This is a genomic window from Aliivibrio sp. S2TY2 (genome assembly GCF_028765525.1).
Classification (GTDB): domain Bacteria; phylum Pseudomonadota; class Gammaproteobacteria; order Enterobacterales; family Vibrionaceae; genus Aliivibrio; species Aliivibrio finisterrensis_A.
This window is the reverse complement of record NZ_JARACS010000010.1, coordinates 107,717-132,787: the sequence shown is the minus strand read 5'-3', so window position 1 is coordinate 132,787 and position 25,071 is coordinate 107,717. Positions and strand designations below refer to the sequence as shown.

General features: G+C 39.9%; 10 protein-coding genes. 6 read left to right on the top strand and 4 right to left on the bottom strand.

Annotation, left to right across the window (positions count from 1 at the left end):
- Positions 1-159: 159 nt before the first annotated feature.
- A complete protein-coding gene (locus PVK63_RS15090) occupies positions 160-1,263 on the top strand; it encodes a phosphoribosylaminoimidazolesuccinocarboxamide synthase (protein WP_130087725.1) in 1,104 nt (367 codons plus the stop codon).
- 84 nt (positions 1,264-1,347) lie between these two features.
- On the opposite strand, the gene PVK63_RS15085 is transcribed toward PVK63_RS15090, so the two are convergent.
- The gene (locus tag PVK63_RS15085; RefSeq protein WP_130087724.1) at positions 1,348-1,821 is read right to left on the bottom strand and encodes an outer membrane beta-barrel protein; all 474 of its coding nucleotides are present in this window, start codon (positions 1,819-1,821) and stop codon (positions 1,348-1,350) included.
- Positions 1,822-1,930: 109 nt separating this feature from the next.
- The gene (gene hrpA / locus PVK63_RS15080) at positions 1,931-5,767 is read right to left on the bottom strand and encodes an ATP-dependent RNA helicase HrpA (RefSeq protein WP_242511085.1); all 3,837 of its coding nucleotides are present in this window, start codon (positions 5,765-5,767) and stop codon (positions 1,931-1,933) included.
- 236 nt (positions 5,768-6,003) lie between these two features.
- Here hrpA and PVK63_RS15075 point away from each other — a divergent pair, with 236 nt between their 5' ends.
- Positions 6,004-6,330 carry a TusE/DsrC/DsvC family sulfur relay protein gene (locus tag PVK63_RS15075; RefSeq protein ID WP_130087722.1) on the top strand — a complete coding sequence of 109 codons (327 nt, stop codon included), beginning with the start codon at positions 6,004-6,006 and terminating at the stop codon, positions 6,328-6,330.
- A gap of 27 nt (positions 6,331-6,357) precedes the next feature.
- Here PVK63_RS15075 and yccX read toward each other — a convergent pair whose 3' ends face one another.
- Positions 6,358-6,630, bottom strand: a complete 273-nt coding sequence (gene yccX / locus PVK63_RS15070; protein ID WP_130047921.1) for an acylphosphatase — start codon at positions 6,628-6,630, stop codon at positions 6,358-6,360.
- A gap of 84 nt (positions 6,631-6,714) precedes the next feature.
- Between yccX and PVK63_RS15065 the strand changes: the two genes are divergently transcribed.
- The 3 genes from PVK63_RS15065 to PVK63_RS15055 all read left to right on the top strand — a co-directional run bounded on the left by PVK63_RS15065 (position 6,715) and on the right by PVK63_RS15055 (position 11,796).
- Positions 6,715-8,118 carry a methyl-accepting chemotaxis protein gene (locus tag PVK63_RS15065; RefSeq protein ID WP_130087721.1) on the top strand — a complete coding sequence of 468 codons (1,404 nt, stop codon included), beginning with the start codon at positions 6,715-6,717 and terminating at the stop codon, positions 8,116-8,118.
- 359 nt (positions 8,119-8,477) lie between these two features.
- Positions 8,478-10,439 carry a methyl-accepting chemotaxis protein gene (locus tag PVK63_RS15060; RefSeq protein ID WP_130087720.1) on the top strand — a complete coding sequence of 654 codons (1,962 nt, stop codon included), beginning with the start codon at positions 8,478-8,480 and terminating at the stop codon, positions 10,437-10,439.
- Positions 10,440-10,605: 166 nt separating this feature from the next.
- Positions 10,606-11,796, top strand: coding sequence for a class I SAM-dependent methyltransferase (locus PVK63_RS15055; protein WP_130087719.1), 1,191 nt, complete (start codon positions 10,606-10,608; stop codon positions 11,794-11,796).
- Positions 11,797-11,893: 97 nt separating this feature from the next.
- Here PVK63_RS15055 and PVK63_RS15050 read toward each other — a convergent pair whose 3' ends face one another.
- Complete coding sequence (locus PVK63_RS15050) at positions 11,894-24,460, bottom strand: retention module-containing protein (RefSeq protein ID WP_130087718.1); 12,567 nt, start codon at positions 24,458-24,460, stop codon at positions 11,894-11,896.
- 221 nt (positions 24,461-24,681) lie between these two features.
- Here PVK63_RS15050 and PVK63_RS15045 point away from each other — a divergent pair, with 221 nt between their 5' ends.
- Complete coding sequence (locus PVK63_RS15045) at positions 24,682-25,032, top strand: DUF2750 domain-containing protein (RefSeq protein WP_130045630.1); 351 nt, start codon at positions 24,682-24,684, stop codon at positions 25,030-25,032.
- The last annotated feature ends 39 nt before the right edge of the window (positions 25,033-25,071 follow it).

Genomic DNA, 25,071 nt, shown 5'->3' with positions numbered 1-25,071 from the left:
TGATTTTTCCCTTTCGCTGAGTGTAACTGATTGACACTCATTAGCTCAACTCGGATTTTTAATACAAAAAATAGCAAACGTTTGCTTTTATTCTGGTAGTCATAAATAGTTCTGGTATGATGCTCCCTGTATTTAAATCGTTTATATAGGAATTCTATAATGAGTCTTTCCGAACAAGTACTTGCTGTTAATGATGATCTGCCGATCCGCACTGATAAACCAGTACACAGTGGTAAAGTACGCTCTGTATATTGGTTAACAGAAGAAGACAGTCGTCGCCTTATTAAAGAAAAAGGCTACAACGTTGCCGCAGATGCACCTCTTGCCATCATGGTTATCAGTGACCGTATTTCAGCATTCGATTGTATTTGGCACGGCGAAGGTGGACTTAAAGGAATTCCTGGTAAAGGTGCTGCATTAAATGCTATCTCTAACCATTGGTTCCAATTATTTAAAGATAACGGGCTTGCTGATAGCCATATTCTTGATATTCCTCATCCATTTGTGTGGATAGTGCAAAAAGCTAAGCCTGTTATGATTGAAGCGATTTGTCGCCAATATATTACTGGGTCAATGTGGCGTGCATATACAAATGGTGAGCGTGAATTCTGTGGTATTCAAATTCCTGAGCGTTTAGAAAAAGACGAACAATTACCTGAATTGCTACTAACACCATCAACCAAAGGTGTTTTAAAAGGCATTGATGACGTACCGGAAGTTGATGATGTAAATATCACTCGTAAAAACATCGAAGATAACTACGCTAAGTTTAATTTTTCTTGCGAAGAAGACATCGCATTATATGAGAAATTATTAAAAGAAGGCTTTGCCGTTATTTCAAAAGCATTAAACAAAATCGACCAAATCTTTGTCGATACTAAATTTGAATTTGGTTACGTTAACGATGCTGAAGGTAATGAAAAACTGATTTATATGGATGAAGTAGGTACGCCTGATTCTTCTCGTATTTGGGATAAAAACGCCTATCGCTCAGGGCACATTATCGAAAACTCTAAAGAAGGCTTCCGTCAGTTTTTATTAAATCATTTTGATGAGCCTGATATCTTATTAAATAAGAATCGTATGGAAGAACGCTCTGCATTAGCTCAAGATAACGCACTTCCTTTAGAAGCGATGATGGATTTATCTAAAACCTATTTAGAGATCGCAGCTAAAATAACTGGCGCACCAATTACGCTTAGTGATAATCCAAAAGCCGAAATTATCAAAGTATTGAAAGAAGAGTATCAATTAGTTGATTAACTTTTAGTTTCTCTATCTTATGAATAAAAAATGGCGACCGCATTGGTCGCCATTTTTGTATTTACTGTTCTAATAATCAGATGATTATAGGAAGTGCACTGTTAGGTTAACAGATGCGAAATCGATATTTTTATCGTCAACCGTAAAGTTGTTGTAACCTGCACCAACAGTGAACATTGGTAAGATATTGTATTCAACACCTAAACCAAAGAATGGATCAACGCCGTCATTTTTAAGGAAACCTTTAGATTCCCAGCTGTGCATGCCCGCTTTACCATAAACGTGTAATGGACCAAAGTCGATGCTTGGCTTAACTGCAAAGTTTACAGAAGTAACGTCTGTAGTTTGACCAGCAACGTCATAAGAACCTAAGTTCCAAGCACCCATTTCTAAACCAATGAACGGAAGGATACCAGTACCAATGTGTGCACCGTATACCGTTGAGCTATCACCAGCATAATCAGCAGAACCAACTTGTAGGCCACCGTAAATTAGAGAATCCGCAGCAGCAGTTACTGATACGCTTGCTAAAGCTAACGCTAAAAGTGTCTTTTTCATTTTCAATCCTATTTTTAAAAAAGGGAGCGGCAATCTTTGCCGCTCTTTTTAATCTTATTTATAGTAAAGCAATTAATATGCCGGAATTACCTATAGTCTAGGGGATACCTTAGCAATCAGCAATGGCATTTTTGACTCGTTTATCAGAAACTGGATACGGTGTCCCAAGTTGCTGTGCAAAATAGCTCACTCGCAGCTCTTCAATCATCCATCGAATCTCTTTGACTTTATCTGGAATTGGTTGCCCTTTAGGAATTTTATTTAATAACTCTTTATAATCATTATTAATCCCTTCCACTTTAAGTAGATGCATTCGATCTCGATTAGGGTCAATTGGTAATTTTTCCATTCGACGCTCAATCGCTTTCATATAACGATGAATATCTGCTAATCGCTTCCAACCACACTCTGTCGCGAATCCTTTAAAGATAAGGTTCTCGATTTGTGCTTTGATGTCAGAAAGTGCAAATGCCATGCTTAAATCAACACGACCTTTTAACTTTTTCTGGATCTGGAACGCTGTGGTCAAAATCGTTTCAACTTGTTTTGCTATCTCAACAACCGTATCGCCCAACTCAGCACGAATGTACTCTTTCATTTTCTCGAATGCTTCAGGCTCCCACGCAAGGCCACCCTTCTCTTCGATTAATTTATCAATACCGCAAGCAATACAGTCATCAATCAGGTCCATTACTCGACCATATTGGTTAAAGTACAGCCCTAGTTTTGACTTATTTGGTAAATTGCTATGCAAGTACTTAATTGGTGACGGTACATTAAGAAGGATTAAGCGACGCTGGCCTGCCTTCATTGCATTATGTTGTTCTTCTTCTGTTTCAAACAGTTTTATTTCAACACTGTCTTTACCATCAACAATCGCTGGATACGCTTTTACTTCAAAGCCACCACGTTTCTGCTTATAAAGCGTTGGCAGTTCACCAAAGCTCCATGTTTTAAGCCCTTTTTGTTCAATATCATCATCTGCAACTTGAGATAAGGTTTCTTGAACTTTGTCTTTTAAACCGTCTTTCAGCTCAAACAGATCGCGGCTTTCTTTTAATTTACGATTACGGTGATCAACCACTCGGTAAGTTACTTTTAAATGATCTGGAATTTGTTCTAACTTCCAATCTTCACGTAACACTTCTACCCCTGTCATACGACGTAGCTCTTTTTCAAGGCTGTCTAATAACGGTGCATCAAATGGCGTTGAACGAGATAAAAATGCATCTGCATAGTTTGGTGCTGGCACAAAATTACGACGAATCGTTTTTGGTAAGGACTTAATTAACGCAACAACCAATTCATGACGCAACCCTGGGATCTGCCAATCAAAGCCATCCATGGTTACTTGGTTTAAAATTGGCAATGGTACATGAACAGTGACACCGTCGCTGTCTTGCCCCGGCTCAAACTGATAACTAAGTTTCAGCTTTAAATTACCTTGATGCCAGAAATTTGGATAATCAAGATCCGTTACATGGCTTGCGTCACCACGGAACAACATCTCTTTTTCAAAATTAAGTAATTCAGGCGTCTCTTTTTGTGCTTTTTTCCACCACGTATCAAAGTGACGGCCAGAAACCACCTCTGTCCCTACGCGTTGATCGTAAAAATCGGCCAATTGATCATCATCGACCAAGATATCGCGACGACGAGACTTATGCTCTAACTCTTCAACTTCTTGCAATAGCTTGCGGTTGTCTTTAAAGAATTTATGATTGGTATTCCAATCCCCTTCAACGAGCGCTGAACGAATAAATATTTCACGACACACAGGCGCATCAATTGAACCGTAATTAATCTGGCGCTTAGGTACGATTGGAATGCCATAAATGGTCACTTTTTCGTAAGCCATTACTGCCGCTGATTTTTTCGACCAATGCGGTTCACTGTAGCTTCGCTTAATTAAATGACCGGCTAATGGTTCAATCCACTCAGGTTGAATTTTTGCAACAATTCGGCCCCAAAGCTTCGAGGTTTCTACTAGCTCTGCGACCATTACCCATTTCGGTTGTTTCTTAAATAAACCAGACGCTGGGAATATATGGAAACGCGCATTACGAGCACCTTGATACTCATTCTTCTCTTGATCTTTTTGACCAATATGAGAAAGCATACCGGCTAAAATTGCCGTATGAACTCCTTGGTAGCCTGCTGCTTCTTGATTCACTTTATAGTTAAGCTCTTTCATTACTTGGCTTAATTGATAGTGAACATCTTGCCATTCACGTACACGTAAATAGTTTAAGAAGTCTTTACGGCATTGCTTTCTAAACTGATTGCTTGAAAGGGCTTTTTGCTGCTCTTTTACATGCTGCCATACATTTACAAACGTTAAGAAATCAGAATCTTCATGGTTAAAGCGTTTATGCTTATCATCAGATTGTTGTTTTTTATCACTTGGGCGCTCGCGTGGATCTTGAATTGATAACGCAGCCGCAATGATCATGACCTCTTGTAAGGCATTGTATTTTGGTGCTTCTAATACCATACGAGCTAAACGTGGATCTATCGGTAAGCGAGCTAACTCTCGGCCTACTTTTGTTAGACGTTTTTTAGGATCTTTTGCATTAGCATTAATCGCACCTAGCTCTTCAAGCAGCTTTACACCATCTTGAATGTTACGATTATCTGGCGCTTCTACAAACGGGAAGGCTTGAATATCACCTAAACCAAGTGCTGTCATTTGTAAAATAACAGAGGCTAAGTTAGTACGTAAAATTTCAGGATCGGTAAACTCTGGGCGGGCAATAAAGTCTTCTTCTGAATACAGACGAATACACACACCTTCCGACACACGACCACAACGACCTTTACGCTGATTCGCACTCGCTTGTGAAATCGCTTCAATTGGTAGACGCTGCACTTTAGTACGGTAACTATAGCGACTAATACGTGCCGTACCCGGGTCGATGACGTATTTTATTCCCGGAACCGTTAGCGAGGTTTCAGCCACGTTGGTTGCCAGTACAATTCGACGACCTGCGTGAGGTTGGAAAACACGATTTTGCTCTTGAGATGATAAACGTGCGTATAAAGGCACAATCTCAGTGTCTCGTAAGTTACGTTTTTCTAATGCTTCTGCGGTATCACGAATTTCTCGCTCACCCGTCATAAACAACAGAATATCCCCTAACCCTTCTTCACATAGCTCATCGACTGCATCAAAAATGGCTTCAAGCTGATCTCTATCGGTATCATCGCCATCTTCAACAATTGGACGATAACGTGTTTCAACTGGGTAAGTTCGCCCTGATACTTCAATAATAGGTGCATTATTAAAGTGCTTTGAAAAACGTTCAGGATCGATGGTTGCCGAAGTAATGATGATTTTTAAATCTGGACGCTTTGGTAATAACTCACGCAAATACCCCATAATAAAATCGATATTTAGACTGCGTTCGTGCGCTTCATCGATAATAATGGTGTCGTATTGATTTAAGTATCTGTCGTTTTGGATCTCCGCAAGTAAGATACCATCCGTCATCAATTTAACTTGAGTGCGCTCAGAGACTTGATCATTAAATCGAACTTTGTAACCAACATGGCTACCTAGCTCGGTTTCCATCTCTTCGGCAATACGATCAGCAACAGAACGAGCAGCTAGACGACGTGGCTGTGTATGACCAATATTACCAAATTTACCTCGGCCTAATTCCAAACAAATTTTTGGTAGCTGTGTGGTTTTACCTGATCCCGTTTCACCTGCAACGATAACCACTTGGTTATTCGCAATTGCTTCTGCTATTTCGTCTTTCTTTTGACTAACAGGCAGATCTGGGTATTGAATTGTTGGACGATCGGCTTCACGGTTATTAGCAACCTGCATAGATTGTGCAATGTCTAATGCTATTTCATCAAACACGGCATTTCTTGATTCTTCTTTTTTAATTCGTGATGCGCCTTGAATGCGTTTACTTAGGCGAAAACGGTCACGCAGCATACATTCACTTAAGGCTTTTCTAAGTGTGGTTGCTGAATTTTGATTTGATTGACTCAAAATATATCCTACTGAATCTTTTATTATTCATTAACTATGGTAATTCTATCACATTCTTTGTGTTATCTGCCTTTGAGAGATAAAAATCTGTTTTACTTAAATGTAATAATTCTCGATTGCTCGAACTGATATCTGTTTGCTAAACTCAATAGATTAATCCTAACCATTAAGATAGTTGTATGGAATTTAACGGTAAGCATATTGAACGCGATGCTCAAGGGTATCTAATGAATCATACTGATTGGTGTGAAGAGTTAGTACCTATGTTAGCTGCGGAAGAAAATATTGAATTAACAGAAGCGCATTGGGAAGTGGTTCGTTTTGTTCGATCTTTTTATGAAGAGTTTAAAACATCCCCTGCGGTTCGCATGCTAGTCAAAGCAATGGAAAAAGAACACGGGCCAGAAAAAGGCAACAGCAAATATCTGTTTACGTTATTCAAATTAGGCCCTGCAAAACAAGCCACTAAATTAGCTGGCTTACCAAAACCTGCAAAATGCCTATAATTGTTTATTTAAAAGAGTCCGATGGTTTTAATACATTTTAAAATCAGATAACGCTTGCCACTGGGTTTCAACTTGCTCAAGTGAATTGACACGAGCCAATTGAGGCCCAGATCTTAGCCATTCAGCTAACGCATTTATCTTTTCTTCTTCTCCACAAGCCAGCACCTCAACCGATCCATCAGCTTGATTTCGAGCATAACCAGTTAACCCTAGTTTCAATGCTGTATGTGCGGTATGAAAACGAAAACCAACCCGCTGTACTTTTCCCTTTACAGTAAACTTAACTGATTTTTGCGACATAACTCACCTATAGCTGTAATTTATAATAAATAATTCTTAATTATGAGATATTATCAATTTTCCCCTCATATATACGGATCTCATATGAAAGAATCAGCGTTTCGTTGGATTGACAAATACCTTATCCATCTAAAAATTCAAGAAAAGTTCTATTTACTTTTCTTACTTCCTATTATCGCCCTTTTAAGTCTAACAGCAATTATGGATTCTGCTGCTGATAGCATGATGGCAGAAACATTAGAGCATGAAGTTCAATTTATTGCTTCTATGTTGGACCAACAACAAGTTTCTCGTCAAGATGCCGTCACCCTTTTGTCTCAATCTGCTGAGTTTTCTGTTGGCTCTGGTGAGCACAGTGCTGCTGTTAACTCTGGAAATTATAACATCAGTGCTAATTCAAATGTGACGCTTTGGTCTGCATTATCTGCGTTACAAGTCTCTTTAATCATCGTGGTTTTATTCGTCATGGCTATTAGTGTTTATTACATTATGACCTTCATTGGCGGTGCGATGTTTGCTATGAATAAGTCCCTAGAAACGCTTGAGTCTGGTGATTTAACACAGCGTATGAACTATTTTCCTGTACGAGATGAGTTCAGTACTATTGCGATTACCATTGATAAATTAGCAGACCGTGAACAACAATTAGTATTGGCTATGCAAGAGTCAGTGGCTCTTATTCAGCAAATGAGCTCGGAATTAAGTCAAAATAGCCATAGAAGCTCAGATGCTTCTGACAAACAGTTAGCACAACTTGACCTTCTATCTAGCGCAACAGAAGAGATGGCGACATCAATTCAAGAAGTGGCTAATTACACTCACGAAGCTTCTTCTCAATCTACAGATGCAATGGATTCGGCTCGCTTTGGCCAATCTCAGGTCGATTCTGCAGTACAAGCAATTCGTCATTTATCGGAAGAAATCAATCAAGCTGCACATGCGGTACAAGAGCTAGACAGCAATGCAGCCAAAATTGATGATGCAGTTGCAACCATCAATGGTATTTCACAACAGACAAATTTATTAGCCTTAAATGCTGCGATTGAAGCTGCACGAGCAGGTGAACAAGGTCGTGGATTTGCTGTCGTTGCAGATGAAGTTCGTACATTAGCAAGCCGAACTCAACAAGCAACGGTTGAGATCCAAGCAATGATAGAAGCACTGCAAACAAACAGTAAATCATTATTAACACTAACATCGAATACGGTGAGTAATGCTGAAACTGGCCAAGAGTTAATGCAGCAGGTAAATAACGATATTTCAAATATTGCCGATCGTAATAATACGATAGCTCAAAGTAATAATGAGATTGCAACCGCGGCAAGCCAGCAAGGTGAAGTAGCAATGAGTATTGCTTCTACCGTTGAAGACGTTCGTACTCAATCTAATCAAGTTCACCAAATGATTAAAGATTCTGAATCTAACATTGAGCAATTACGCTTAAAAGGCCAAGATCTAGAATTACTTCTTAATGGATTAAAAGCCTAAGTCGCTTAAAACTCAACATTTCAATCATTTAATTTTAACTTATGCAGTAATAATTTATTTTATTACTGCATTTTTTATAAAAATCAAAAAAACAATCTCATACAATTCATTCCCTTTTAACAAACCCAAAAGTGTCAACTTTTTTTTGACGATAATGTACATTTCGTTACAAATGCAAGACAGATCCGCAAAAAAAACTAGACGCAGATCACGTTTAATTTTTTTATTTACTATAAATTCACAGCCAAGTTATTTCAGAGTGAAATGCTTGCTATCTGTACAATCCGATGGCTATATAAACAATATTTTTGATTATGTGAAAAACAAATAAAGATCAACATATAATCAGGAGAGACCACGTGAACCAATCATTTTTAATTAAAACATCGCTCAACAAACCATTACTTACCTTATTATCAATTCCTGTTATCGTGTCCTTAGTACTTTTCGCTATTGTTGCTTTTCTCATCAACTCACGCAATGCGATAGTAGAAAATAACATTATACAAACAGGACAACGAGCAACATTAAGTTCCGAAATAGAGCAATTACGATTTTACTGGCAAGAAATCCGCGTACATAACCGAGATACTATGTCTGAAGCGGGTGATGAAATGCTTAAAGCCCAGATAGGCTTGCATGACGCTTTCGTAACTGCAGATCAGCATATTGAAACCTCAATTCTTACATCAAAGATGTTATCTCAAGATGGGAGAGCCGATCTTCAACGACTTCAAGCATTATTTTCCGATTATGAAAATAGTTTAAATATATCAATTGATCTATTAATTACACTGCATCAAGCCTACCTAGACACACCAGAATTCTGGCAACCATTAATTAGCATGCTTACTTCAGCAAGCCGTATTTATGGAAACACTGACCCAGAATGGGATACTCTCAGTCTTTCATTTTCTACCGATATCGAAAAATTCTATGATGCTTTAAGTAGAATTGTGAGCGGTCGAGACTTAGCAGAGCAAACGATAGCGAATACACATTTAACAAGTATTAATGCCTTTTTAACCAAATATAATCATATTGAAGCAATCAATAATTTTAAAACTCAAACTTTTAGTCAATATGAAAATTTATACTATTTAGCTATTGATACAATTACCAAAACAAAGAATGAATCAAAAATGCGCAGCGCTATTGTAGGTGATGCGACTAAGATCATCTCTGCCACTGGTTTACGACAAATTAAGCATACTCAAAACTTAAGTCAGCAATCATTAAATGCAAGCCAAAACGTGCAACATACTCAGATTTGGTCATGGTTTGGTGCGGCTTTGCTCTCATCGATTATTGCCTTCTTGCTAGCTCGTAGCCTTAATAGTGTACTTAGTCGTATATCAGCAACCATTTCAGCGATGGCTCAACAACATTTAGCCACTCCAACCCATTTATCTGGTAGTAATGAATTAGCTGTGCTTGCTATGAATTTAGATTCATCAATTAGTAATATGGCTAAAATGGTCAGCGCCGTAAGAGAGCAAAGTAACGATGTTGCTTCCTCTTCCACTGAGCTGGCTTGTGTTATGACACAAAGCTCGAGTAATGCCGAAGAGCAAAGCGCTCAAATTGAACAGATTGCGGCGGCAGTAACAGAGCTGTCTGCTTCTTCAAACTTAGTGGCAAGTTCTGCTAAAAATACTGAAGTGCAAGCAACCGACGCGGCGTCACTATGTCAATTAGGCCAAGAAATTGCAGAGCAAAACAAGAGCCGTGCGGATGATTTAACCGAGCAATTAACAGAGACTGCTCTGGTTGTTGAGAATTTACGAACTCACTGTGTAAGCATTGAAGAAGTTGCTACTGTAATTAATAATATTTCAGAGCAAACCAATTTATTAGCATTAAATGCAGCAATCGAAGCGGCACGTGCTGGCGAGATGGGCCGTGGCTTTGCTGTTGTTGCTGATGAAGTAAGAAACCTAGCAGGTAAAACACAGCAATCTACCGTTCATATTCAGAAAATCATTTCAGAACTGCAAGCGCATTCCGTCGATGCGAGTGAAAAAGTAGACCTATGCTTGGATACCATTACGGTAACTCGTGAAACTTCAATTCAATCTTATGAACACTTAACTGATATTAATACTGCAATTCAGTCTATTTATAGTAACTCGACTGAAATGGCATCGGCAGCATTACAACAATCTAATGCGGTTGAAGAGATCAGCGGTACTGTTGTTGGTATCAAAGATATTATTAATCAAAATGTAACGGGAATTGAGGAGTCGAGTAAAGCGTCGAACTTCTTATCTGAGTTGGCTGAGAAGCAACGCTCTCAGCTTGAGCTTTTTACAGTTAATTAATCACAAATAATTCACTTAGCATGGAGAGGTTAACCCCCTCTCCATTTTTCTGCCAATTCAATCTCTTCTTTTCAGTATACTTTCCATACCCTCTCTTATTATTCATTGCTTTTATGAGATAGTTCACAGAGAATAGTCTTCTATTTTTCGTAATCGAGCATCAAACATGACTGTTTCAATTTATTTAGCAAAAGGACGTGATAAATCATTACGTCGTCGTCACCCTTGGATCTTCTCTCGCGGTATTGACCGCATTGATGGGAAAGCAGAGCTAGGTGAAACAGTTGAGATCTATTCAAACAGCGGTGAATGGCTTGCTCGTGGTGCATTTTCTCCACAATCTCAAATTCGTGCTCGTGTTTGGACATTTGATAAAAATGAAGCGATTGATAAAGATTTCTTTGTTCGTCGTTTAAATCAAGCACAAGGCTTACGTGATGTTCTTGCTGAGCGTGAAGGTCTGACTGGCTATCGTCTAATCGCTGCTGAATCTGATGGTTTACCAGGCATTACAATTGATCGTTACCAAAATTACTTTGTGTGTCAGCTTTTGAGTGCTGGTGCTGAAGCGACTAAAGATTTATTAGTTGAAGCGTTAATCGAGTGCTATCCTGATTGCAATATTTATGAACGTTCTGATGTTTCTGTTCGTAAAAAAGAAGGTCTAAAACAACGTACTGGCGTTCTACACGGTGAAGAGCCACCAGAGTCTGTAATCATTGAAGAGAATGGCGTTAAAATTAGCGTTGATATCGTCAATGGCCACAAAACAGGCTTCTATCTTGATCAACGTGATAGCCGTGAGCGTTCATGCAAATACGTAAAAGACAAAACAGTACTTAACTGTTTCTCTTACACGGGTGGTTTTGGTTTGTATTCGCTTAAAGGTGGCGCTAAACACGTTATTAATGCGGATGTTTCTCAACTAGCACTTGATAATGCGAAGAACAACACTGAAATTAATGGTTTTGATTTATCTAAAGCTGAATTCTTAAACGCTGACGTATTTAAGCTATTACGTGAATACCGTGATAACGGCACTAAATTTGATGTTGTTATCATGGATCCACCAAAATTCGCTGAATCTAAAAACCAGCTAACTGGTGCATGTCGTGGCTATAAAGACATCAATATGCTTGCAATGCAAATTCTTAATCCAGGTGGCACGTTACTAACATATTCTTGTTCTGGTTTAATGGATGCTGGCTTATTCCAAAAAATCATTGCCGATGCGGCACTAGATGCACACCGCACGGTACAATTTGTTGAACGTTTTGAGCAAGCAGCGGATCACCCTCTTGATTCAGCTTACCCTGAAGGTTTCTACCTTAAAGGTTTTGCTTGTCGCGTAGTGTAATTGCTCTGTAACGACAAGCAACTAAGAACATTATTGATTAAAAAAGGCGAGATAGGTAACCCCTTCTCGCCTTTTTATTTACATCAACTAAACGCTATCAATCTACTTTAAACATGTTGAAGTCATTATAGATCGTACTCAAAATATCTTGATCACTCATTGAACCTAAATCCGAAATTCCAAGTGTTGTACTATCAACACCTTGTAAGGTTATGTCGGTTTGATTTCCTAGCTCATCAGTCACCGATAATACGGTTTGCGAATTACCATCATCAATATTTACATTAATGTGCTGCAACATATCATCCATTGTTGAGTTTGCTTGAATTGAATCTGGAAGTAACTCTGCTAAATCGAGAATATCAGCTTCATTATTAGCAGCTACTCCTTCAACGGCAAAATCAGCAATCGATGTTTGAGCAGGCGAAACCGAACTGCCTGCAATTTCATCTGCGAAATAGAATATATCGTTACCGCCACCACCAGTTAAAATATCATTTTGACCTGAAGCGTATAATACATTGTCTGCATCGTTACCATAGTTATCAGAAACGACTAGATGACCTGAATTTGTCAGAGCGTTAAGTTTTTCTTCATCTGTCATTGAGCCTGTTGGCTCTCCTGCTAATTCATCTAAAGTAATACCATCCACTACAATCGTTTGAACCGTATTGCCACTTTCATTTATGTATATCTCTGTATTACCATCAACTTCTGTAATCTGAATTTGAGAGGCTAATAAAGAGAGATCCCATACCGTTGTAATATCAGCAATATCACTTAAATCAATTTTGTCACTATTAAGGTCAAAATCTTTAATTACATCTCTTGCTAAATCACCACCAATAGATGCATTAGTCCAAGTAAATGTATCTGCGGTGCCTACATCAGATAAGTCTAATGGATTACCAAATAAGAATTCATCATTAGCAGTCCCTGTTAATATATCTGATCCCGATACACCTTGAATTACATTAGGGACAGCGACGACAATAGTGATGACTTGTTGGGTAATCCCACCTTTTCCATCCGATGCTTCTACGATAAACTCTTCTGTCGTATCAGCAACTAGTGCCAATGTGCTGTCTTCAAGCAATACATATGTCCATAGCCCAGCAGCATTTATATTTAACGTTCCATAAGTACCTGTTGCTGATGAGGTAGAGGCAATTTGCCATGTGATTGGATCACTCTCTATGTCGGTTGCATTTAATTGGCCTGTAACCGTTTCAACAACGCCTTCTTTTACATCTGCAGTACTGGTTCCAGTAATTACTGGTAAGTCATTTTCACCGGTAATATTAATGGTTATTACTTGCTGGGTTACCTGACCTGTTGCATCAGTTACATCAATAATTAAAGACTCTTGTGCCCCATCAGCACCAATGGCTTGTGCTAATGTATTGTCTAAGTCGTATTCCCATTTTCCTGATGTTGGATTAACACTAAATGTTCCATAGGTAGGTACAGATGAAGTTGAAACACTATAACCAACATCCGTTCCCTCAGGGTCTAGATATTTAATTGTACCTTCAACATGCAATTCGCCATCTTCGACAACCGTTCCTGTCGTTTCTTGCGTTGCTCCGGCATCAACAATAGGTTGATCATCATGACCAGTCACACTAACGGTAATATCTTGAGTTACCGTTCCACCATTACCATCTGAAATTTCGATTGTGAATATTTCTTTTGCAATCGTATCACCTAGTACTTGTGCCTTATCGTTATCAAGTAAATAGATCCACTCACCATTACCATCAACAGTTAAAGCGCCATATAAACCTACAATATTACCTGGTGTTGTCGCTGTATTTGGACCCGATATAACCGTGTAAGAAAAGTTGGTATCAGTTAAATCAATATCTGACACATCTAATTGACCAATAGCCGTTGCGGTACCATCTTCTTCAACACTTCCAATGATTACGCTCGATGCATTAATCGTTGGTGCATCATTTTCACCTGTTATATTGATAGTAATGACTTGCTGTATTGTTCCACCAGTTTGATCGGTTACTTCAATAGTATACGTTTCTTGAGTCCCTGCTGCGCCAATCTCTTGAGCTAACGTATTATCTAACTCATACGTCCATACGCCATTTTCATCTACAGCAAAGGTTCCATAAGGTGAAGTCGGTGGATTAATCACATTGTAATTGATTAGATCCCCTTCAGGATCCACATAAGAAACTTGACCTGTTGCTGTCAAGGTTCCATCTTCTACAACAGTGCCTTCCGTTACTTGAGTTATGTCTGTATTGATAATCGGATCATCATCTGTACCAGTAATATTCACGGTAACGTCTTGTGTAATTACACCGCCATTCCCATCATCGATTTGAATAGTGTACGTTTCTGTTATGGTTTCATCACCGATATCTTGTGCTTTATCGTTATCTAATACGTAAGTCCATTTACCATTTGCATCAACAGTCACCGCCCCATAAGCATTTGCTGGAGAAGTAATGACATCAAACTCAAACGTTGTATCTGAAATATCAATATCCGTAATATCTAATTGGCCTGATTTACTTAATGTTCCATCTTCTGCGACATCCACAGAAAGAATGCTGGTATTAACCACCTCTGGATCATCATTTGTCCCATTAACAGTAAAGGTAATATCTTGCGTACTGCTTAAGCCATGTTCATCAGTAACTTTAACCGTATAAGTTAATTCTAGTTTTTCACCGACACCTAACTGCTGGATCTCTAACGCGGTATTATCAACAACGAATTTATAATCACCATTTGGTTCAAAGGTTAATGTACCTAAAGCATCACCGCTCAACACTTGCCATGAGTGTGTATCTAGTGTGTCTGGATCACCATTATCCCAATTACCTGTTACTTCAATAGTTGCTGGCGTTGTTGCTCCAACATCTTCAGTTAATTCAGGTGGTGTCGTTACGACTAGATTTGGCGCATCATTTTCACCATTAATGGTAATGGTAATGGTCATTTCAGAGCTAGCACCAAGTTTATCGGTGGCAATTATAGTGATGGTGTCAGTAAGGGTCTCACCTTTTGATAAGCTGTCTACCGTTGGATTTGTGCCATCAACCGTATAAGTCCATTTACCTGTTGCGTTATCAACAGAAACACTACCATAAGAACCTTGAGTTCCAGCAGATGCCGTAACAATATCACCCACATCAACATCTGATGTTACGAAGTTTCCAGAAGTAGAACTGCCGTCAGCCTCTTCAACTGAACCTGTGTCCATGCCCGAAATTTTAGGGATATCGTTTGTGCCGGTAATATTAACCGTCACTTGTTGAGATGTTTTTGCGCCATGAACATCTACTGCGAATACGGTAAATACTTCAGAAACAACCTCTCCTTCATTAAGCCCCTGAATATGTGCTGCATCATTGTCTAAGGTGTAAGTCCAAACACCATTAGCATCAACGGTAAAAGTACCGTAAGTACCCGTTAATGTTTTCGCATCAAAAGTAACATCGTCACCATTTGGATCGGTTACGATTAAGGTTTTAGAATCGGTTATTGTTCCATCTTCTTTTAGCTCCATGATAATTTGATCATCTTGAGCTATTTCTGGCGGTAAATTCGACCCGTCAATGGTTACTGTCACGGTTTCTGTAGACATTTCACCAGCGGCATCCTTAACTGTCACTTCAAAAGTATCCGTTAATGTTTCTCCGATACCTAACACTTTGACAGCATCTAAACTGGTGTCTAAGGTATATGTCCATTGCCCATTAATTAATACAAGACGCCCATAATCACCTTGGTTATCAGTTACACTCCAAGTGTGAGTATCACCGGTATCTACATCACCATCATTAAGGTTTCCTGATATTTTGCTATCGGAATCTATATTAGAGATAGTTCCATTCAACTGACCTGATATCTCTGGCGCATCATTTGTGCCTGTAACCTCCACTTTGAAGATCATTTCTACCGGGTCGCCATTTTCATCAACAACCGTTTTACCAAACTTATCGACAACGGTAACGCTAAAGGTATCAGTAACCTTTTCGCCTTCATTTAGCTGTTGAACAGCTAACGAATCATTGTCTAAAATATAGGTCCAATTACCGTTGCTATCTAACGTTAAATGTCCATATGAACCATCACCTGTAACAAGGTTCCAAGTGAGATCTGGTGTTAAACCTGCAACATCATCTAACACCCCAGTTTGAGTTAATGGGCTTCCATCTTCTTTGAAATCAATATCTTCAATAATAGCAACCGCAGGAACGTCATCCGCTACACCAATTACATTAATATTTATTGTTGAATCTGCACTAACGGCACCTTTATCGTCTTCAACTACAACACGTACATACTCTTTTTCAATTTGATCTGGCGTTAAGGCTTGTACTAGTGGGTTATCATTATCAAGTACATACGTCCAGTCGCCTGTTGCTTGATTCAGTGTTAGCTCTCCATAAGTACCTTGGATTACTATGTTTTCACCACTTGAGTCTAAAGCTCCAATCTTATTTCCGTCGACATCAACTAAATACCATGTATGACTATCACATGTATCAGGATCAACGACTTCTAACTGACCAGAAACTTCAAGGATACTATCTTCAACCACCTCTCCTAACTCACCTGTTGGTGTGTCAGCAATAATCACAGGGATATCATTAGAGCCTGTAATAGTAACGTTAACTAAAATGGTTTTTGGCCCGCAGTCTGTCTGTACTGTCACCGCCCACTTCTCTGTAATCTTCTGGCCTTCACATAACGAATCTACATACGATTTATCATCAGCAACGTCATAAACCCAATTACCATCGTTATCAACGGTTAATGAACCAAATAATCCACCATCAACCGAGGAGGTTCCATCGACACTGATAATTTCACAGCCACTAGGAAGATCTATCGTGCCGGAACTACCACCGCCGATTACATCTCCATCGCCATCAACACCTTCTTCTATTGAATCGATATTAATCGTTTCATCATAAGAGCCACCACCGCCGCCGCCTGGATCTGTGTTGCCTTCGATCGTAATTGTTACGTCGAACGGTTCAGAGACGCCACCATGTTTATCTGTTGCCGTAACCTGGAATGTTTCTGTTTTTATATCACCAAAATTCAATGTATTCGTATCTGGATCAGTGTTATCTAATAAGTAAGTCCATTGACCGTTGGCATCAATGGTAAAGATCCCATAAACACCGCTGCCATTACTTACTTGCCAACTGACAACGTCGTCACCTAAATCAATATCATCAGCAATCACATTACCTGTAACTTTAGTAAATTGACCATTAAACGTCTCACCATCAGGAAGAAAGTCTTGAGCATCTTCAATCACGGTTGCTGAATTATCACCTGACACAACAGGTAAATCATTAGTACCTATAATGGTGAAATCTATCTGTTCACTCGTAAATCCACCGTTAGAATCATGGACAACAGCAGTAAACGTTTCAGAAATCTTTTCACCTTCATTTAATGATTGAATAGCAGCAGAGTCAGTATCTATTACATACTTCCATGAGCCATCAGCTTCAAGATAAAACGTACCATAGTTACCTACATAAGTTCGGTCTTCAAATGAGGTTGTATCTCCAGCATCTACATCGGTTGCCACAAGCTGACCAGAAACGGTGCCAGGTATTTGATCTGTTGTATTATCTTCAATGTACTCGCCTGTTGTCCCACCGGTAATTTCAGGAAGATCGTTCGTACCTTGAATAGTAATAACTACATTATCAGTTGATGCGACACCTTGTGAATCTGTTACTGTTACCGTAAATGTTTCGGTAAGAGTATCGTTAGGCCCAAGAGCTTGAATTGCCAGTAATGAATTCGTTAAAGAGTAAGTCCATTTACCACTTGAATCCATGGTTAGCGATCCATATTGACCAACGCCATTATCAAGATTCCAACCATGGGTATCTCCGATATCAGGATCCGATGTTTGCAACTGTCCTTCAATAACGGTTGTTTGGTCCTCAACTGCCGTACCTGTCAATGCACCACTTAATACTGGCGCATCATTCGTTCCTTCTATAGTAATTTTGACTTCAACTTCTGATACTTCACCAAATGAATCTGTAACTTTTACCATGATGGTATCTACAAGTTCTGCCCCTTCTTTTAACCCATTAACAGAACCATTGCTGTTATTCAGTGCATAAGTCCAATTACCGTCTTGATCAATGCTAAATTGACCATATTGACCTGCTGCACCAATAATTTCCCACTCGAGAACATCCGTTGAATCAAGATCGCCAGACTTCAATTCTCCTGTGATTTCATTGTTTATAGCGTCTTCTTTAATCTCACCGGAGGTATCACCAATAATACCCGGTGAACTGTTTGTTCCTGCTATATCAATAATCACTTCAATTTGATTGGTGCCGCCATTTCCATCGTCCACTTCAACGACAAACTTATCTTGAACGATTTGCCCTGAAGAGATCCCGATTGTTGCAGGTCTTGAATTATCTAGTTGATATGTCCACATTCCAGTGTTCGGATCAATACTTAACGCACCGTAAACACCCTCAGGTGTAAGGATTGACCATGTATGATCATCTAAACTATCAATATCTACAGCGGTTAACTCTCCGGTTGCGACATCTTTTCCAGCTGTGCCCTCAATTGTACTGCCCGTTGTTGCACCCGCGATCGATGGTTTATCATTATCACCAATAACATCGATAATAATTTCTTTTGAGGTTGAAGAACCAAACCCATCAGTAACGGTTACCGTAAAGGTATCCTGAACTCTTTCCCCTTCAGATAATGACTGCACTGAACTTTTATCATTATCAAGAACATAAACCCATTTACCATTAGCATCTAATGTCAATGTTCCGTACGAACCTGTACTTGAATCTAACGACCATGTATGAGTATCACCAATATCTTGATCATCTGGATACAGTTGCCCATCAATCTCAGTAATCACAGAATCTTCTTCTATAATTCCAGTTAACTCACCAGATAGCTCAGGGGTGTCATTTGTCCCTTTTACTTTTACTGTCACTTCAACGGTATCAATTGCACCATATTGATCTTCGACTTGAATAATAAATTTTTCTTTTTCGGTTTGACCAGAAAGCAAGCCTTGAGTTGCTGCAAGAGAATTATCTATCGTGTATGTCCACTTACCATTAGTATCTAATGACAATGAACCATATAAACCTTGTGAATCGGTTAATAATGTCCATTCATGGGTATCTGTCGTATCAACATCACCATCAGTTAATTGCCCAGAAACTGACTCTTTATTACCATCTTCAGTAATCGTTTTTGTTGTTTTACCGCCAATAACGGGAGCATCGTTGGTACCTAAAACTTCAACAGTGATCATGATGGCGTTCGTTCCACCATTGCCATCATCAACCGCGATGGTAAATGTTTCAAATTCTTGTTGGTTCTCAGCTAATGCTTGAGTATCAGGATTTGATGGGTCTAATGCGTAAATCCAATTCCCATCAGCGTCTACCGTCATGGTTCCGTATTTACCGACACCACCCCCCTCGACAAGCCAAGTATGGGTATCTGTAAAATCAACATCAACTGCAGTTAATGCGCCCGTTGCTGTCGGTATAATGTCTTCGACTGCCGTACCTGTTGTTCTACCTGTAATCTCGGGTCTATCATTAGTGCCTATGATGGTAACTTCAACAGTATGCTGAGCATAACCGTTATTTCCATCACCAACGACTACAACAAAACTTTCAACAACCGTTTCATCTTTTGCCAGTAGCTGAGCTTCATCATTTTTAAGAACATAAGTCCATTTACCAGTAGCTGCATCAATAGAGAAATTACCTAATTTAGACTCATCTGCACCGATAACAAACCAATTATGAGTATCTGAATCATCTACATCATTAACTATTAAGGTATCTGAAATCGTTTGAACTCCGTCCTCTATGACAGTACCGGTATCATTACTATCTACAACGGTAGGTAAATCGTTAGTTCCTTCTAGCGAAATGACGATTTCTTTTTGAGCCGTTCCACCTTGCCCATCATCAACCGTGACAATGAACTTATCTTCACCCGCCTCTCCCTCAGCCAATTTTTGCGTAGCATCTAATGCATTATTTATGGTGTAAACCCATTTACCGTTTGCATCAACAGTAATAGAGCCATAGGTTCCACTAGCTGGTTGAACATCCCATGTATGAGTGTCACTTAAATCAACATCATCAACAATTAATTGGCCTTCTGTAGTTTCAATTGAATCTTCTTTTACTGATCCTGTAGCTTGTCCCGATAATTCAGGTAAATCATTGGTTCCGTTAATAGTAATTTCAATCGTTTCTGTAATGACACCACCAGCACCATCACTTAATTCCACAGTATAGTATTCTTTTATCGGATCATCACCAGCACCAAGCGATTGAGCGGCATCGTTATCTAAAGTGTATAACCAAACACCAGTAGCAGCATCAAGCGTAAACTTACCGTAAGTACCCGTATCTGAGCCAACGATATTCCAATTAAATGAACTTGTAGCGTCTTCATCTGTTGCTGTTAACGTTCCTGTTGTAGTTAGTGTCATATCTTCTGTCACATCACCAACAGTATCGCCACCAATTACAGGAACACCATTTGTACCAACCACAGTAATGACGATTTCAATTGTGTCAGTTCCACCTTGGTTATCATCAACCGTTACCGTGAACTTATCTTCTACACTTTGGCCTTCAATCAATTCTTGAGTAGCAGATAATGTGTTGTCTATGGTGTAAACCCATTTACCGGTTACAGGATCAATCGCAATCGAACCATAAGTACCGTTATTACTGTCTACACTCCAAGCGTGAACATCGATTAAGTCGACATCTTCAACGGTCAATTGACCTTCTGTTTCAGTTTGGGTAGCCGTATCTTCTTTTACTAAGCCTGTGGCTTGACCAGATACCACGGGTTCATCATTAGTGCCTGTTATTTCAATAGAAACTGTTTCAGTGGTTAAACCACCTTGGCCATCATCGACTTGAATTTGATATTCAACAGTATGAGTCTCACCATTAGCCAGCGCTTGAACTTGTGAAGCGGTATTATTCAGGGTGTATTCCCATTTGCCTGAACCGTCAGCATTCGTCGAAACAACAATAGAACCATAAGGATCTGTATTTGAAGAAAGCAGTGTCCAAGTGTGTGAATCTAGTGTATCGACATCATCAACAAACAGATCGCCGCTTGCACTCAGAACAGTCTCTTCGGTTATATATCCAGAGGTTACTGATGATCCTGCAACACTCGGAAGATCATTGGTGCCAGTCACTTCAACAGTAACGGTATGTATTACGGTACCGCCGTTGCCATCATCGGCAACGATCTCAAACGTTTCTGTTTTCACTTCGCCATTAGAAATAGCTTGGGTCACATCTAAGCTATTATCTAAGGTGTAAGTCCACTTACCTGTTGCATCAACAGTTAATGTGCCATATGTGCCTGCACCATCAGTCACTGACCACGCATGCGTATCGGTGGTATCTGCATCGGTTGCTTCTAATTGACCTTCTGCAACCCCTACGCTGTCTTCAACAACCGCACCTGTATCGGTGCCGCTAATGGTTGGGCCATCGTTTGAGCCTGTAACCGTAATAGTGACTTCTTGTGTATCGATGCCACCGTGGTTGTCTTCAACTTGAACCACATAGACGATGTCCATCGTCTCGCCAACGCCCAACGCAATCACACTCGCTGACGCGGTGTTTAAATTAAATGTCCACTTACCATTCGCATCGACGCTGAACGTACCCAACTCGTCATTACTGTTCGCTTCCACAGTCCACGTGTGCGTGTCTAATGTATCGACATCTTCTAGAGCTAAATCGCCGGTCGCACTTTCTGTTGCTCGGTGCTCTACCGCACCTGAGATAACAGAGGTATTCGTAATTTCTGGAATGTCATTGGTGCCGGTGACTTCAACAGTAACGGTATGTGTTACGGTACCGCCGTTGCCATCATTGACCACAACCTCAAACGTTTCGGTTTTCACTTCGCCATTAGAAATAGCTTGAGTCACATCTAAGCCATTATCTAAGGTGTAAGTCCACTTACCTGTTGCATCAACAGTTAATGCACCATATGTGCCTGCACCATCAGTCACTGACCACGCATGCGTATCAGTGGTATCTGCATCGGTTGCTTCTAATTGACCTTCTGCAACCCCTACGCTGTCTTCAACAACCGCACCTGTATCGGTGCCGCTGATGGTTGGGCCATCGTTTGAGCCTGTAACCGTAATAGTGACTTCTTGTGTATCGATGCCACCGTGGTTGTCTTCAACTTGAACCACATAGACGATGTCCATCGTCTCGCCAACGCCCAACGCAATCACACTCGCTGACGCGATGTTTAAATCAAATGTCCACTTACCATTCGCATCAACGCTGAACGTACCCAATTCATCATTACTGTTCGCTTCCACAGTCCACGTGTGCGTGTCTAATGTATCGACATCTTCTAAAGCTAAATCGCCAGTCGCACTTTCTGTTGCTCGGTGCTCTACCGCCCCCACAATCACGGATGTGTCTGTAATTTCTGGAATGTCATTGGTGCCGGTGACTTCAACAGTAACGGTATGTGTTACGGTACCGCCGTTGCCATCATCGGCAACGATCTCAAACGTTTCGGTTTTCACTTCGCCATTAGAAATAGCTTGAGTCACATCTAAGCCATTATCTAAGGTGTAAGTCCACTTGCCTGTTGCATCAACGGTTAATACGCCATATGTGCCTGCACCATCAGTCACTGACCACGCATGCGTATCAGTGGTATCTACATCGGTTGCTTCTAATTGACCTTCTGCAACCCCTACGCTGTCTTCAACAACCGAACCTGTATCGGTGCCACTGATGGTTGGGCCATCGTTTGAGCCTGTAACCGTAATAGTGACTTCTTGTGTGTCGATGCCACCGTGGTTGTCTTTAACTTGAACCACATAGACGATATCCATCGTCTCGCCAACGCCCAACGCAATCACACTCGCTGACGCGGTGTTTAAATCAAATGTCCACTTACCATTCGCATCGACGCTGAACGCACCCAATTCATCATTACTGTTCGCTTCCACAGTCCACGTGTGCGTGTCTAATGTATCGACATCTTCTAGAGCTAAATCGCCAGTCGCACTTTCTGTTGCTCGGTGCTCTACCGCCCCCACAATCACGGATGTGTCTGTAATTTCTGGAATGTCATTGGTGCCGGTGACTTCAACAGTAACGGTATGTGTTACGGTACCGCCGTTGCCATCATCGGCAACGATCTCAAAGGTTTCGGTTTTCACTTCGCCATTAGAAATAGCTTGAGTCACATCTAAGCCATTATCTAAGGTGTAAGTCCACTTACCTGTTGCATCAACGGTTAATGCACCATATGTGCCTGCACCGTCAGCTACCGACCATGATACCGAATCACCAGCATCAGCATCGATTGCTGTTAATTGTCCATCAGCAGAAGCGATTAAGTCTTCAACAACACGACCTGTACTTGTACCGCTAATCACAGGCTCATCATTAGTACCATTAATTGTAATAATAACTTCTTGTTGAGTAATACCACCATTACCGTCATCAACTTGAATGGTAAATGTTTCAGTTACCGAGTCGCCCACACCAAGCGCTTGAGTCTCATCACGCGAATTATCTAGCGTATATTCCCAAACACCATTATTGATAGTTAATACACCATACGTTGCATTACCACCTTCTAAAATAGTCCAAGTATGAGTATCAAGCGTATCTACATCAGCAACGGTTAATGTTTCACTCACTGTTGGATCTGCATCATCAACATCACCTTCAGTTAACTCTCCAACCGCAATGCCAGAAATAATAGGATCGTCATTGGTACCAATAATGGTTACTGTAATTTGTTGGGTTGATGTTAGGTTTCCACCAGCAGAAACGGATACTTCAAACACATCAGTAATAACTTGACCGTTAGCTAATGACTGAACTGATAAAGCACTATTATTGAGCGTGTATTCCCATTGACCAGTGGCTGGATTTAGAGAAAGCGTACCAAACTCACTTGTTGGGCTGCCTGTAATTGACCAAGTATAAGAAAGATTACTTTGAGGATTAGTAACAGCCAATTGACCTGAAGAGTCTAAAACTTCATCTTCTTTAGTAAGGCCGGAATTATTAGGACTAATGATTGGAGTTGCAGGTGGATTGCTCGCATCGCCACCACTTAAATTATCAATGTATTCTTGATTATCATAAGAAAAGGCGTTTGAAGTAGTGAAATTGGTTGTTGCGATATCTGAATAATAGCCATACTCAATAACAACAAAGCCGTTATTTGCAGAGCCGCCACCTTCACCAGCCGCCGTCGCTTCTAAGATTTCAGTCGGATCTTCCCCTGCTAAAATTGCCGCCTGAATTGCGGCAATATCTAAACCATCTGTAGGTTGTGTAGGATCGAGTTCAACCTTTCCATCAATGGGTTGTATTTGAAGGGGGTCTTCAGGTTTCGTTTCATCGAGACAGCTCATGCAATTTTTGTCAATCGTGACCAGTTTACCGTGTATTTGCACAGTAACTTTCGCCTCATAGTCAGTAAACAAGACCGAGTCTTTCTCAAGATTTTGTCCAACATTAACTTTTGTTGGAACCCCTGATTTATTTAACGAATAAGCATCGCCTTCAATTGTTTTTATTTCTACTTGAGAAGGTATAAGCGTCTCTTTCATGTTACCACCTAAAATCCATTTAACCGCATCAACAAATTAATTTCACTTTAGTATCTTAATCATAGGATACTATTTATTAGAAAGACAAAATCACCAGAGTTAATTTGTTGTTATAAATTTATTACCTGTCCGTTTTATAGCATAGTTTTTGCCAAATTTAAGTATCAAAAATCTCATATTCCTTTATTATTTACAGTGTTTATTTTAATCGAGACATCATCATGAGCAAATTAACGTCAGATACTCAAGCAAACCTAGATCTTTTCATTGCAGAAACGAAAGAAACACAGCTAGTTTGGAGTCTTTATAACGAAGAAGGTTGGATCTCTGTTGAGTCTACTGAATTCGAAAACTCTGAAGTAATGCCATTCTGGTCTAACAAAGCAGACGCTGAATTTCATAACGTTGAAGAATGGGCTGATTTTGAAGTAACAGAAATTCCACTAGATATCTTCGCTGAAGATTGGCTAGTAACATTATCTGAAGATGGTGTTTTAGTTGGTACAAACTGGAACCAACAACTTGAAGGTAAAGAAGTAGAAGCAAGTGACCTTGTGAAGCTTTATCTATAACGTTTACCTCTTAAACGAAAAGACTAAAGGGCTGTAATT

Excerpts from the sequence above, each read along its gene's own strand:
- hrpA (WP_242511085.1), bottom strand. The coding sequence starts at position 5,767 with ATGCTGCGTGACCGTTTTCGCCTAAGTAAACGCATTCAAGGCGCATCA.
- PVK63_RS15075 (WP_130087722.1), top strand. The coding sequence starts at position 6,004 with ATGGAATTTAACGGTAAGCATATTGAACGCGATGCTCAAGGGTATCTA.
- PVK63_RS15050 (WP_130087718.1), bottom strand. The coding sequence starts at position 24,460 with ATGAAAGAGACGCTTATACCTTCTCAAGTAGAAATAAAAACAATTGAA.
- PVK63_RS15090 (WP_130087725.1), top strand. The coding sequence starts at position 160 with ATGAGTCTTTCCGAACAAGTACTTGCTGTTAATGATGATCTGCCGATC.
- PVK63_RS15065 (WP_130087721.1), top strand. The coding sequence starts at position 6,715 with ATGAAAGAATCAGCGTTTCGTTGGATTGACAAATACCTTATCCATCTA.
- PVK63_RS15055 (WP_130087719.1), top strand. The coding sequence starts at position 10,606 with ATGACTGTTTCAATTTATTTAGCAAAAGGACGTGATAAATCATTACGT.
- yccX (WP_130047921.1), bottom strand. The coding sequence starts at position 6,630 with ATGTCGCAAAAATCAGTTAAGTTTACTGTAAAGGGAAAAGTACAGCGG.
- PVK63_RS15045 (WP_130045630.1), top strand. The coding sequence starts at position 24,682 with ATGAGCAAATTAACGTCAGATACTCAAGCAAACCTAGATCTTTTCATT.
- PVK63_RS15085 (WP_130087724.1), bottom strand. The coding sequence starts at position 1,821 with ATGAAAAAGACACTTTTAGCGTTAGCTTTAGCAAGCGTATCAGTAACT.